At 41.4% G+C, this 14348-nt stretch carries 9 protein-coding genes; all 9 read right to left on the bottom strand.

From position 1 onward, the window contains the following. Positions 1–162: 162 nt before the first annotated feature. Entirely contained in the window at positions 163–1113 is a 951-nt protein-coding gene (locus ACWTVK_RS08095; protein WP_257847325.1) for a dihydroorotate dehydrogenase, read from the bottom strand. Next, positions 1113–1880: a dihydroorotate dehydrogenase electron transfer subunit gene (locus ACWTVK_RS08090; protein ID WP_456046505.1), complete on the bottom strand. Its 768-nt coding sequence runs from the start codon at positions 1878–1880 to the stop codon at positions 1113–1115. Before ACWTVK_RS08090 ends, ACWTVK_RS08095 begins: the two co-directional genes overlap by 1 nt. Before the next feature lie 4 nt (positions 1881–1884). Beyond that, positions 1885–5085, bottom strand: coding sequence for a carbamoyl-phosphate synthase large subunit (gene carB / locus ACWTVK_RS08085; RefSeq protein ID WP_456046504.1), 3201 nt, complete (start codon positions 5083–5085; stop codon positions 1885–1887). 1 nt (position 5086) lies between these two features. Next, complete coding sequence (carA, locus tag ACWTVK_RS08080) at positions 5087–6154, bottom strand: glutamine-hydrolyzing carbamoyl-phosphate synthase small subunit (RefSeq protein ID WP_456046503.1); 1068 nt, start codon at positions 6152–6154, stop codon at positions 5087–5089. Next, entirely contained in the window at positions 6154–7440 is a 1287-nt protein-coding gene (locus ACWTVK_RS08075; protein ID WP_039969456.1) for a dihydroorotase, read from the bottom strand. Before ACWTVK_RS08075 ends, carA begins: the two co-directional genes overlap by 1 nt. Beyond that, positions 7424–8374, bottom strand: coding sequence for an aspartate carbamoyltransferase catalytic subunit (locus ACWTVK_RS08070; RefSeq protein WP_105094772.1), 951 nt, complete (start codon positions 8372–8374; stop codon positions 7424–7426). The genes ACWTVK_RS08075 and ACWTVK_RS08070 overlap by 17 nt, the downstream gene beginning before the upstream one ends. Positions 8375–8726: 352 nt before the next feature. After that, positions 8727–12014 carry an ATPase gene (locus ACWTVK_RS08065; protein ID WP_456046502.1) on the bottom strand — a complete coding sequence of 1096 codons (3288 nt, stop codon included), beginning with the start codon at positions 12012–12014 and terminating at the stop codon, positions 8727–8729. A 12-nt stretch (positions 12015–12026) separates the two neighbouring features. Next, on the bottom strand, positions 12027–12974 hold the full coding sequence (whiA, locus tag ACWTVK_RS08060) for a DNA-binding protein WhiA (RefSeq protein ID WP_303884942.1): 948 nt from the start codon (positions 12972–12974) through the stop codon (positions 12027–12029). Positions 12975–12989: 15 nt separating this feature from the next. Beyond that, positions 12990–14339, bottom strand: a complete 1350-nt coding sequence (locus ACWTVK_RS08055) for a gluconeogenesis factor YvcK family protein (RefSeq protein ID WP_303938948.1) — start codon at positions 14337–14339, stop codon at positions 12990–12992. Positions 14340–14348: the final 9 nt, after the last annotated feature.

The following is a 14348-nucleotide window of genomic DNA, read 5'->3' as shown; positions in this document are numbered from 1 at the left end:
AAAGCTGTTAGTTGATCATATAAAATCAACTAACAGCTTTTCTAGTGTTAAGGGGCTGTTTTGTTACAGCCCCTTTTCTTTGTCATCTTAATATGTATAGTAAGCCATCTAAGCCGTACAAGTAAACTTTTAGTCCTTACATTTACTAGATACAAACTATTACTACCCTTGATGTACAGCACCTACTATATCAGTAATACTGTTTAGATTATATTGTTCCACATAATCGCCCATTTCACGAGCAATACGAGAAATCGCTGTTGGATCTACCATTGTAGCAACCCCAACTTGGACTGCTTGTGCACCAGCCATCATAAATTCAATAGCATCAGTGCCTGTCATAATGCCACCAAGGCCCATAATAGGAATATTGACCCCTTTATACACTTGGTGTACCATGCGAAGTGCAACCGGTTTAACAGCTGGCCCAGATAAACCACCATAAATATTACCCAATACAGGTTTACGACGATGGATATCGATAGCCATACCAAGAATTGTATTAATGAGACTGACCCCATCACCGCCACCAGCTTCTACAGCCTTTGCGATTTCCACAATATCCGTAACATTTGGTGAAAGTTTTACAATAACGGGCTTATCTGTTACTTTACGAACCGCTTTTGTTACCTGTTCTACTACCTTTGGATCTATACCAAAAGCCATGCCTTCACAGGCAACATTTGGACAAGATACATTAACTTCAAGGCCTGCAATACCATCTACAGATAGTGTTTCTGCCATCCACGCAAATTCCTCTACCGTACCAGCAGACATATTTGCTAGCAATGGTACATCATATTTCTTGAGGTCTGGCAAAATCTCTGTAACAAAATGTTCTGCCCCTGGATTTTCAAGTCCAATACAGTTTAATACACCAGATGGTGTTTCTGCAATACGAGTTCCTGGATTACCATGACGACCTTTCGGTGTTAATCCTTTTACAGAAATAGCACCTACTTCATTACTAAGGTCTAAATAACCAGCATACTCAGGACCATTACCAAAGGTACCAGATGCAGCGATAATAGGATTTTTCATCTTAATCCCGCAATAATCTACAGCAAGCTTTGGATTAGGCGTAACGGTGTTATTTAAATCGCGTTCACTCATTAAAAGAACACCTCCTCAGCTGGGAATACAGGACCATCTTTACAGACTTTATAACGTTTGCCACCGGCACCATCACAAGCGCAGCCTAAACAACCGCCTGTACCACATCCCATGCGCTCTTCAAGAGATACTTGGCATGGTACATTGAGCTCTTTAGCAACTTGTGCGACACCCTTCATCATCGGGGTAGGACCACAAGTCATAACAGATGTGAATGTATTAGCATTAATAAGTTCTGGCATGATCGCTGTAGGGAAACCTTTTGTACCTACGCTACCATCATCAGTAGTGATATGCACCTCTACAGGCGTATCTTTAAATAAGTCTGCCCAGAAGGTTTCATTTTCATTTCTAAAGCCCAAAATAACTTGTGCTTCTTCTCCGTTTTGCAAGTGAGACGCAATGCATAGCATCGGTGCAATACCAACGCCACCACCAACAAGTAGCATATTATTAGATGTTACAAATGGTTCACCTAAAGGTCCTAAACAATCTAATGTATCACCAGGCACGAGATGTGTCATAATTTCAGTCCCCTTGCCTACGACGCGATACAAAAGGGTAATAGTTCCCTTTTGTGCATCGAATCCAGCATAGCTAATAGGGCGACGCAATAATGGCGCCGTAGAGTTCGCTACGCGAACATTACAAAACTGTCCTACCTTTGCTTCTGCTGCCTGTTTTGGTGCGTGAATATCCATAATCCACACATCAGAGCCTATTTGCTCATTGCGAACGACTTCGCCCTGTTCTACATAGCCACTCATGGTTTTACTCCAATTCAAAATCTTGTAATGCTTCTACATTGTAGTTAGCATCATCTTTACGGTTTGCTACAACGCGCAATACTTCGCGAGCTGTATCAAGACTTGTTAAGCATGGTGTACCCATTTCTACCGCAAGACGACGCAATTGGAAGCCTTCACGTTCAGGACGTTTACCTGCAGTCAATGTATTAAGTACAAGATCGACTTTATCTTGACGAATGTGGTCAGCACAGTTGTCATCACCTTCAGAAATTTTGTTAACTACCTTGCAGTCAACGCCATGTTCTTTGAAGTATTTACCAGTACCACCAGTTGCTTCAATGTGATAGCCCAATTCAATAAAGCCTTTTGCTAATTGACTAGCTTCCTCTTTATCGCGGTCTGCTACAGTCATAAGAATTGTACCATCTTCTGGGATACGCATGTTGGCGCCATTGATAGCTTTGAATAAAGCTTCAGAATATGTACGTCCAATACCCATAACCTCACCGGTAGATTTCATTTCAGGTCCAAGAGCGATTTCTACAAGGCCCATTTTGGAGAAGGAGAATACAGGGGCTTTTACAGCTACATATGGTTTATTAGGTACAAGACCGAGTGGCAAGCCCAAATCTTTTAAGCTTTCACCAAGGGCAATGCGTGTTGCACATTCAACCATATTGATACCTGTAACCTTAGAAATGAATGGTACAGTACGGCTAGAACGAGGGTTAACTTCGATAACATTAAGTTCCCCATCAGCCACAATATATTGAATATTAAGAACACCTTTAACATTAAGGCCAATTGCAATACGGCGTGTATAATCAACAATTTGATCGATAATTTCTTGACTTAAATGTTGAGCTGGATAAACGGCCATGGAGTCACCAGAGTGAACACCGGCGCGTTCGATTTGTTCCATAATACCAGGGATACAAACATCGGTACCATCGGAAATAGCGTCAACCTCTACCTCCATACCAACCATGTAACGGTCGATAAGTACTGGATGTTCCTTAGATGCTACTACGGCTTCCTTCATGTATACATCGAGTTCTTTATCGTTGTATACGATTTCCATAGCACGACCGCCCAATACATAAGAAGGACGAACGATTAATGGATATTTCAAGTTTTTAGCAGCTGCTTGCGCTTCTTCATCAGAAGTTACAAGAGCACCTACTGGACGAGGAATACCTAGTTTTGCCAATAATTCATCAAAACGTTCACGATCTTCCGCCATGTCGATGCTATCTACAGATGTACCGAGAATTTTTACACCGCGCTTAGCCAATGGACCCGCCAAGTTGATAGCTGTTTGGCCACCAAATTGAGCAATAACGCCAGCTGGTTTTTCTTTATCAATGATTTCCATTACATCGTCCACTGTTAATGGTTCGAAGTACAAGGAATCAGAAATATCGAAGTCTGTAGACACCGTTTCTGGGTTATTGTTGATCATAATAGATTGGTAACCCGCTTTACGAAGTGCCCAAGAGGAATGCACAGAGCAGTAGTCAAACTCTACACCTTGACCGATGCGAATTGGACCAGAACCAAGTACTACAACGGATTTTTCACCTAGTGGTTTAACTTCGTCTTCTTGTGCATAAGCACTATAGTAGTATGGTGTTTTAGATTCGAATTCTGCAGCACATGTATCTACATATTTATAGGTTGGAAGAATATTCCATTCTTTACGTTTTGCCCGAACATCTTCTACAGTTGTATTAGCGTAACGAGCAATAACAGAATCAGTGAAGGAATAACGTTTTGCTTTGCGCAATATCTCTTCTGTTAAACCATGTTCAGCTAACGCTTTTTCTACATTAACAATATTTTTGATTTTTTCAATAAAGAATGTATCAATTTTTGTAATGTAATGAATTTTTTCTACACTAATCCCCTTGCGAAGGGCTTCTGCTACAACATAGATACGTTCATCATCTACTAAATGTAAACGTTCAATCAATTGTTCCATGGACTCATGACCGATTTTCTTAAGTTCAATATGATCTAAACCAATTTCCAAAGAACGAATTGCTTTAAGTAAAGAGCCTTCTAAAGAACGGTCAATAGCCATAACTTCGCCAGTAGCCTTCATTTGAGTGCCCAATGTACGGTCTGCCAAATTGAATTTTTCAAATGGCCAACGTGGGAACTTAGTTACTACATAGTCCAGTGTAGGCTCGAAGCATGCTTTTGTTTCGCCTGTTACAGCATTTGTAATTTGATCCAATGTCATGCCTACTGCAATTTTTGCAGCTACCTTCGCAATTGGATAGCCAGTTGCTTTAGATGCTAATGCAGAGGAACGGGATACACGAGGGTTTACTTCGATAACGATATATTCATTGCTATTAGGATTCAAGGCGTATTGTACGTTACAACCACCTTCGATTTTTAAATAACGAATGATTTCTACAGATGCAGTACGGAGCATTTGGTATTGAATATCGTTCAATGTTTGGCTTGGTGCCACAACGATGGAGTCACCAGTATGTACGCCAACAGGGTCGATATTTTCCATGTTACATACGATGATACAGTTATCTGCACTATCGCGCATTACTTCGTATTCGATTTCTTTCCAGCCTGCTACAGAACGTTCTGCTAGGATTTGGTGAATTGGTGAAAGTTTCAAACCACGGCGTGTGATTTCATACATTTCATCTTCGTTATGTGCAATACCGCCACCAGTACCTCCCAATGTATATGCAGGACGGATGATGATAGGATAACCAATGCGATTAGCAAAGGCTACAGCTTCTTCAAGATCATTGAAGATATCAGACTCAGGAACTGGTTGGTTGATTTCCTTCATCGCTTCTTTGAAAAGTTCGCGGTCTTCAGCTTGTTTAATAGCTTCTAATGTCGTACCAAGTAATTTTACGCCATATTCAGCCAACACGCCTGCTTCAGACAATTGTACGGCCATATTAAGACCTACTTGGCCACCTAATGTAGCCAATAAGCCCCAAGGGCGTTCTTTTTTGATTACTTCTGTTACGAATTCAAGACTAATTGGTTCTACATATACGCGGTCTGCAATATCTGTATCAGTCATAATTGTAGCAGGATTGGAGTTAACCAATACTACTTTATAACCTTCTTCACGAAGGGAACGGCATGCTTGTGTACCAGCATAGTCAAACTCTGCAGCTTGGCCGATAATAATTGGACCAGAACCAATTACAAGTACTTTTTTTGCTTCTGTGGTCATATTATTTTCCCTTTCTCATTAAGTCTTCAAATTCGTCAAATAAATATAGATTATCAGTAGGTCCTGGGGATGCTTCTGGGTGATATTGTACAGAGAAGATAGGCAATTCTTTATGGCGCATACCTTCCACAGTACCATCGTTTACACTACGATGTGTAATTTCTACAAAGTCTGGCAAGGAAGTATCATCTACTGCATAGCCATGGTTTTGAGATGTAATATATACGCGGCCTGTACGTAAATCTTGTACTGGATGGTTAGAGCCACGGTGACCAAATTTTAATTTAAATGTCGTACCACCATAAGCTTGTGCCAATACTTGATGACCCATGCAAATGCCGAAGATAGGTTTTTTACCGAACAATTTCTTTACCTCTTCTACGGCATAGCCAAGATCTTGAGGGTCTCCAGGGCCGTTGGATAAGAACACACCATCTGGATTTGCTGCTAATACATCTTCAGCCTTAGCATCTGCAGGGAACACTGTTAATCGGCAACCAGCTGCTTCTAAAGAACGAAGGATATTTTCTTTTACACCATAGTCCATTACAGCTACATGGAACTCTGCATTTTTATCGCCACGCATACCTTGCCATTTTGTAGTTACACGCATAACTTGATCTGTTGGCAAGTCTTGTTTAAATAATTTTTGGATATCTTCCATAGGGTAATCAGAACGTACAAGTACGCCTTTCATTACACCATGATTACGAATAACACGTGTAATAGCACGTGTATCTACATCATAAAGGCAAGGGATGCCGTGTAAACGAAGATACTCGCTAAATAGCCCTTCATTTTGCCAGTTAGATGGAAAATCACACAGTTCGCCTACGATAAAGCCTTTACAATATGGTTTAGGACCTTGAGTAATCGCATTCAATGTACCATAATTACCAATCAAAGGATATGTTAATGTAATAATTTGATCCGCATAGGATGGGTCAGTCAAGATTTCTTGATACCCTGTCATACCTGTGTTAAATACAACTTCGCCTACTGTTGGAGCGCCACCTAATAAGGAACCTTCAAACACGGAACCATCTTCAAGAACTAACTTGCCTTTCATTATAAGACTACGCCCTCCTTCATAACTACTTTGCCATCAACTACCGTAAGTTTGGCCTTACCTGTAACAGTCATACCATCAAATGGACTGACTTTACCTTTTGTATAGAATTTATTGCGATCTACTGTCCACTCTTCTGTTGTAGAGAATACAGTAATATCTGCTGGTTTACCAACCTCAAGAACACCTGCATCAAGGCGCATTAATTCAGCTGGACGTGTACTCATATAGTACACAACTTGGTCAATACTGAGTTTATCTGGACCATATGCATTAGTAATAACCGCTGCCAAAGATGTTTCGAGACCACTGAAACCATTTGGTGCACAGCAGAACTCATGGTCTTTTTCTTCATATGCATGTGGTGCATGGTCTGTAATAATTGCATCAATTGTGCCATCTTTCAAGCCTTCTAATAATGCTTGGCGATGATCTTCGGATCGAATTGGAGGAGCCATTTTGAACGCTGGGTTATATTCGCGTAAATATTCATCTGTGAAAGATAAATGTTGGCTTGTAACTTCACATGTTACATTAAGACCTTTTGCTTTTGCACGACGAACCATATCCACAGTATTTTTACTACTTACGTGAGCAATATGAATGTGACCACCTGTCATTTCAGATAACAAGATGTCACGAGCAACAGCCAAATCTTCAGCTACTGCAGGACGACCAATAACACCTAATTCATAGGAAACGATACCTTCATGCATATGACCATTTTTAGTCAATGTAATATCTTCTGCATGGTCGATAACCATTTTATTGAACATGGAGGAGTATTCTAAGGCACGACGCATAAACGCAGCATTTTCTACATAGTGACCATCATCAGAGAAGGCTACTACACCAGCTTCCGCCATGTCGCCCATTTCAGCAAGTTCTTTACCTTCAAGGCCTTTTGATACAGCACCAATAAATTCTACTTTTACAACACCTGTAAGCTCAGCCTGTTTTTGTAAGCCTCTTACAAGAGCAGCATTATCTACAACTGGATTTGTATTAGCCATAGTTACAACACGTGTGAAACCACCTGCTGCAGCCGCTTGTGTACCGGAGTGGAAGTCTTCTTTCGCCTCTTGGCCTGGTTCACGTAAATGTGTGTGAATATCGATAAGGCCAGGTGCTACGATAAGACCTGTTGCATCATATACTTCAGCGCCTTCAGCACTCAAGTTTTGACCGATGGCTGCAATTTTACCATCTTTTACAAGTACATCTGCTACTTCGTTTTGTTTTTTCGCCGGATTTACTACCGTACCATTTTTAATAAGCAAGCTCACTACCGTCACCTCCGATAATAGTTAAGTACAATACAGCCATACGTACAGCTACGCCATTGCGTACCTGTTCTTGAATTACTGATTGATCAGAATATGCTACATCTGGCGCAATTTCAAGACCGCGGTTCATAGGACCTGGATGCATTACCATTACATCATCTTTAGCCAATTTCAATACATCATTATTGATACCGAAGATACGAGCATACTCTCTATTTGTAGGATACAATGCAGAATGAATACGTTCTAATTGAATGCGAAGTACGTTAACTACATCTGCATCAGCCACTGCTTCACGAATATCGTGGTGAACGGTAACACCTAATTTTTCGAGCTCTGGATATACCATTGTACGAGGACCAGCCAAATGGACTTTCGCACCCATTTTTGTAAGGCCATAAATGTTAGATCTTGCTACACGGCTATGCATAATATCGCCTAAGATAACAACTTTTAAGCCTTCAATAGATTCTTTTTTCTCTAAAATGGAGTACATATCTAATAATGCTTGTGTTGGATGTTCATGAGCGCCGTCACCAGCATTGATAATAATAGGATCTACTGCTTTTGTGGCATATAGAGGAGCCCCTTCTGCACTATGACGCATTACGATAGCATCTGTGCCCATATAGGATAATGTTAGCAAAGTATCACGGAAGCTTTCACCTTTACCCATGGAAGAACCGCTAGGAGAAAGATTGATAACGTCAGCCCCTAAATATTTGCCGGCTAATTCAAAGGAACTACGGGTACGAGTACTTGGCTCCATAAAGAGGTTAATAATGGATTTCCCCTTTAAAACTGGAACCTTCTTGTCATCAGAAAGAACGATTTTCTTCATTTTTTTTGCCACATTTAAAATCAATTTGATTTCTTCAGGTGACACATTTTGCAAACCTAATAAATGTTTGCCTTTTAGGCTAACTTGTCCCATGATTTCCTCCTAACTCACGTAACAAAAAAGACCTTTTGCCCAGGGCAAAAGGTCAAATAGTTTGCACAAAGAAGCCCTTATGGGGCGCTTCAACTATATTCCTTTCTCAGCCTCTCTGGACTAAATTAAAAGGTTTTGTACTATGCAATGGTCTCTCGTACCATGGATGCATTTTCTTTATTTATTGTACTGAATCTCCTCTTGAAAGTCAATGTGAAAGCAAAAGTTCATAAGTATTTTAAAAAGAGGACAAACCCTTAAAAGTGGCTTGTCCTCTCTATACTTCACCAATTGTTTCCTTATAATCAATCTATAATTAGATACAAATAATTTTCATTATTATAAGCTAATATTAGTGCCCCATAGGATATAATTTTGGTGGATTTTGATCATCATTTTGTTGTCCTTGCTGTGAACTATAAGGAGCTTGATCTTGTTGACCATCAGTCATTGGATTTTGCTGTGCATATTGTTGATTAGGTTGTGGTTGCCGTTGGTCACGACGACGTGTATTTTGAGATGCAGTCGGTCTAGGTTTAGTCAACTCATCAATAGATACAGCATTTGGAATAGTTACACTTGGTGTATCCTCATGTACATCATCAAGTTCACTGAAGGAAGGTCCTGTTTTAGCCGCTTGTGCTGCCTTACGTTCTGCCTCGATTTGTTGACGTGCAAGTTCTGCGCGACGACGAGCATTTTCTTGTTGTTCTTTGACACGTTGAATCGCTTCAGCTCGCTCTTTTGCTTTACGTTCAACTTCGGCTTGCGCAAGAGCTTGCTGACGTGCTTCTTCCGCCTTACGTTCCGCTTCTAAGTGAGCTTGGTAACGTTCTTCAGCAATGCGTTTTGCCTCTGCTGCTTGGCGTTCAGCCTCTGCACGTTCTGCAGCCAATCTAGCTTGCTCTGCTTTACGTGCCTCAGCAGCTATACGTGCTTCTTCGGCTTTTCGCGCTTCTTCTGCTCGTCTAGCCTCTTCTATGCGGCGTGCTTCCTCTACTCTACGAACCTCTTCTGCACGTTTTGCTTCCGCTGCAATTCGAGCTTCCTCCGCCTTACGAAGTTCTTCTGCCCGTTTTGCTTCTGCTGCAATTCGAGCTTCCTCTGCTTTACGCAATTCTTGCTGACGTTTTGCTTCAGCAGCAACGCGAGCTTCTTCAGCTTTACGAGCCGCTTCAAGTCGTTCTTGCTCGGCCTTGCGTTGTGCCTCAAGTCTAGCTGCTTCTAAGCGACGTGCTTCTTCTGCGCGGCGTGCTTCTTCAGCCACACGAGCTTCTTCAGCTTTACGGGCAGCTTCAATTCTTGCCTCTTCAGCCTTACGTGCTTCTTCTGCACGTTTAGCCTCTGCTGCAACACGAGCTTCCTCTGCTTTACGGGCCGCTTGGATTCTTGCCTCCTCAGCCTTTCTCGCTTCTTCTGCACGACGTGCTTCTTCAGCTTTTCTTGCCGCTTCAATACGTTGCGCTTCTAAGGCTGCTTTTGCTTCTGCCGCTTTACGAGCATCTTCTTGACGTTTCGCTTCTAACGCAGCCTGTTCAGCTGCACGTTGTGCTTCTAATGCCGCTTTCGCCTCTGCAGCTTTACGTGCTTCTTCTGCGCGGCGTGCTTCTAATGCTTCTTGTTCTGCTTTTCGCTGTGCTTCTAAACGCGCTTTCGCTTCAGCTGCTAAGCGTTCTTCTTCAGCTTTTTTTGCCTCTAATGCAGCCTTTTCTGCTGCCCGTTGTGCTTCAAATCGAGCCTTGGCTTCTGCGGCTTGTCTAGCTTCTTCAGCTTTACGAGCAGCTTCAATACGAGCCGCTTCCACTCTACGTTCTTCTTCAAGACGTTTTGCTTCTGCCGCTACACGAGCTTCCTCTGCTTTACGGGCCGCTTCTAAACGATCCGCCTCAGCCTTTCTTGCAGCTTCAATACGCGCCATTTCTGTTTTACGTTCTTCTTCGGCCTTACGTGCTTCAGCTACTTTTCGATCAAGCTCAGCCTTTCTTTCAGCTTCTAATCGTTTAGCTTCTTCTGCTTGGCGCATTTCTTCAGCTTTTTTAGCTTCTAAGGCAGCTTTTTCTTTTGCAGCTTGTGCTTCTTGAGCCGCCTTCAATTCAGCTGCTTTGCGATCCGCCTCAGCTTTCTCTGCTAGTTTGCGCTCCACTTCAGCATGTTTTGCTTCTGCTGCTTTACGCGCCAATTCGGCCTTTTCTGCTGCTATACGAGCTTCTTCAGCCTTCTTACGCGCTAATGCTTCTTCTGCATCTTTTGCTTTTTTGAGTTGTGCCTCTTTTTTAGCATCTGCCGCAGCCTTATCACTCAATTTTTTTGTTTCTTCATGAGCAATTGTTTCCGCCTGTTTGGCAGGAGTCATAGCCGATTTAGAATTATCTACAGTGCCCTTATTTGTATCTTTACCGTTTATAGGACCCACAGGGATTTGTGTGCCACTTTGAGTTGGGTGCCCTAAAGTGTCAGTTACATCTTTTGGTACATTGACCGCAATAGTCTGATGTTTTTGTGGATTTGCAAGAGATTCAGGAATCAATAAGAATCGAATCGGCAAATTAGATGCTCCAGCAGGCATAAAATTCAAGGTTAATAAATCCCCTGCATTATAATTGCCCATAAGACGACTATCTAATATAGTACCGTCCCCTAAGGCAGTGATGCCATCGGCACCACCAATATGATAGGTCCGCGTATCTGTTTGACCTCGACGTGCCCCTTGTTGATGAAGTGCTTTTACCGTAAAGGAACCGGAATATGGTCCACCAAGAGGATTAAAATACAATCTAAATGGTTCATTACCTTTTGTAGGAATTTTTAAAGTATATGAAACACCATAGTTACCACGGTCACGAACAAATGCTTTATTTTGCATTTCGTCTACACCGTTAATAAACATATCTTCACGGTCATTACCGATTTCTACAAAAGCACCACCTAGTGACGTATCAAATGGTGTATTAACCTCCATATTACGCTTAGAACCTGTGTATGTACCGCGTAATTGAATTTCATCAATAGGTAAATTCTTAGCCCAATGAGATGCATCAACGGCATCCATCCCCATAGGCAACATCATAACACGAGCAAAGATTGGCGCCTCTGTTTTGATATCAACAATACCTGTAAATAATGCATCTTGATATACTGGTGTATTTTCCAAATCACTAAAGATTAATTGGCGCCCTTGTGGCGGAATACTTAGCGAATATAAAGGTCTCGCATTGGGACTTTCATCTAAAGGATGCTCTAAGTCCTTCCGGGATAAATCACGACCAGCAGCGAAATAATCTGGTGTAGCCACAGATTTTAACTGTCTCATCACCTGAACAGTATTGGGATACGCCGATTGATTCTCCAATACGATAGCAATCTTATGGGGCTGATCCATTTCATTTACATGGTAAAAATAGATACGACCATTTCCATTAATTGTACCTGCACTAAGCGTACCACCTACTGGACCTACATATTCAGGGCTATCTGATAGTAGCAATGTATCCGTTTGAGACACTAAACTTGGTGGCAACGGAGAAAACTGAAAATATCCAATTGATTGTAAATCTATATCACGCGCCTCTACATGGCCCGTAAGGGCAGCCATGGCGGCCATCGCTGCGGCTATACAATATTTTGATTTATAAGAAAACATATATTAATACCTCTATATTTCTTCAAGCCCCATAGGATCATACGTAAGTGCTAATGCTTCGATTTTCTTTAAACGATGTCCAATACCCGACTTAGATAATTCGCCATCCATCAATTCTTCAAGTTCTTTCAGACTCGCTTCTGGATTGTCCCATCTCAATCTTGCTACAATCCGCAACTTTTCAGGCAATTCATCAATACCAATTTCTCTATCGATAATTCGAATAGCCTTTACCTGGCGTACTGCAGCATCTACAACCTTTTGCAAATTTGCAGTCTCACAGTTTACTTGTCGATTAATTTGATTTCGCACAGTTTTCATTATGCGCACGTTTTCAAATTCCATCAGTGCTGATTGAGCACCCATAATTTGCAAGCAATTCGTTACAGCGTCCCCTTCTTTAAGATATACTACGTACTCTTCCTTACGCTCAGTCAAACCTGCATGAATATGAAATAACCGCAATACATGTATAATTTCCTTTGCAAAATTCTCATTCCCCGTCATAAACTCGAGATGATAGTCACTTTGTGGCTTATTAACAGAGCCACCGCCTAAAAAAGCACCCCGTAAAAAAGCACGTCGTGCCTCCATAGATTTAAGCCAACTACGAGGAATTTGTTCAGTTACAGGCCATAAAGCAAGATCTTCTAACGCCTGTCGCCCTTCTATAGATGGCTCTACAGATAAAGTATACATATTTTTCTTGCGCAAGTTTAGTCCTTGTCGTACTAATACATTGGTAGGTAGTTCATATTGTTTTTTTAATATGCCTAACAAGCGACGAGCTACTGCATTATTTGCAGTAGCCAATCTAATACCAACAGCACCCTTCATCCCCAGAATGATAGATCCACCCATGCGCAATAAGCAAGACGCTTCAATTTTCATGGCCACATCTGCATCACTAGAGGATTCATATTGGCATAATTCATTTTTTACATCTTCAGCAAATGACATAGGTATCCCTTCTCATTAATGATCATCTCGTTGGAGATAATACTCTAGGATATGTGGTTCAGTATCTGATTGCATAGCATGCACAATATCCATAATTACTTTACCTAACCGTTCAGGATCATGAACAGCCGGCTTTTTAGGGCTTATCAATGTAGCCCTAATCGTACGTATTCCTTTAGCTTGTAGCTTCTTAGTATCTAATGCTACAGGCTCTGAACCTACAGCACTATATTGTTCTACCATTTGAATTGGTAAAGGTCCATCGTTAGCAAGTACAGTATCTACAATGCCTTCACCACCATGTGCAATGAGAGCCTCCACATGATCACTTAAGGTATAACCTGTAGTTTCACCAGGTTGAGTCATAACATTAGCAATGTAAATTTTATTTGCCTTACTAGCGCGTACATGAGATGCAATTTTATCAGTTAACAAATTCGGAATGATACTTGTATATAAGCTACCCGGTCCAAAGATGATAACATCTGCTTCATCGATAGCACGTAACGCAGCACCTTCCGGTTTTGGCTGTGCTGGCTCACTATACATATGGCGAATGCGTTTACCAGAATTAGGAATATTACTTTCACCTTCTACGATAGTACCATCAGTCATCTCCGCTACTAATTTAATGAACTCTGTAGACGACGGAATTACACGACCTCGTACACGCAACAATTTACTAGCCGCTTCAAGCGCTTCCTCCACATCGCCATCATATACTTGAGCAAGTGCTGTGATAAAGAGGTTACCAAAACTATGTCCAGATAGCTCATTTTCCCCTTCAAAGCGATAACGGAAAAGATTTTCCATAACCCCTTCTTGTTCAGCTAACGCAATCAAGCAGTTTCGTAAATCGCCAGGAGCAATCATTTTAAAATCTTTACGCAAGCGTCCCGAGGAACCACCATCGTCAGCTACGGTTACAATAGCAGACAAATTAGAGGTGTGTATTTTTAATCCACGTAATAAATTTGATAGCCCTGTACCACCGCCGATAACAACGATCTTAGGACCTTTATCGAGGCGTATATTTTGGAAAATAATATCCGACACCTTACTATCAGGATTAGGTAATACAGCACGAATAATCGTTTTAATAACCTTACTCGTACCGATTAACATTAAAACAGCGCCAATCGATAGTACAACAACGCCTACAGCAATAAGCACATTATAATTGTAAAAGCCCGTCATATTATAAGAAAAGGCTAATACAATATCTTCAAGAACGGCAAGCCATTGATAGTTAAACATCAATGAAATACCAATGATTAAAAGACCTACACCACAACTAAAAAGGGCAAGCCAACGTTTTATATTTAGGCCCGGAATAAGCCACCGAAACCATCTTTTTCGCAACATATGAACCCC

The sequence above is a fragment of the Veillonella sp. Ser01 genome (assembly GCF_053850375.1).
This window is presented reverse-complemented; position numbering and strand designations above follow the sequence as displayed.

Bases quoted from the DNA above. Each gene is read 5' to 3' on its own strand.
- ACWTVK_RS08095 (WP_257847325.1), bottom strand. From the start codon at position 1,113: ATGAGTGAACGCGATTTAAATAACACCGTTACGCCTAATCCAAAGCTT.
- ACWTVK_RS08090 (WP_456046505.1), bottom strand. From the start codon at position 1,880: ATGAGTGGCTATGTAGAACAGGGCGAAGTCGTTCGCAATGAGCAAATA.
- carB (WP_456046504.1), bottom strand. From the start codon at position 5,085: ATGACCACAGAAGCAAAAAAAGTACTTGTAATTGGTTCTGGTCCAATT.
- carA (WP_456046503.1), bottom strand. From the start codon at position 6,154: ATGAAAGGCAAGTTAGTTCTTGAAGATGGTTCCGTGTTTGAAGGTTCC.
- ACWTVK_RS08070 (WP_105094772.1), bottom strand. From the start codon at position 8,374: ATGGGACAAGTTAGCCTAAAAGGCAAACATTTATTAGGTTTGCAAAAT.
- ACWTVK_RS08065 (WP_456046502.1), bottom strand. From the start codon at position 12,014: ATGTTTTCTTATAAATCAAAATATTGTATAGCCGCAGCGATGGCCGCC.
- whiA (WP_303884942.1), bottom strand. From the start codon at position 12,974: ATGTCATTTGCTGAAGATGTAAAAAATGAATTATGCCAATATGAATCC.
- ACWTVK_RS08055 (WP_303938948.1), bottom strand. From the start codon at position 14,339: ATGTTGCGAAAAAGATGGTTTCGGTGGCTTATTCCGGGCCTAAATATA.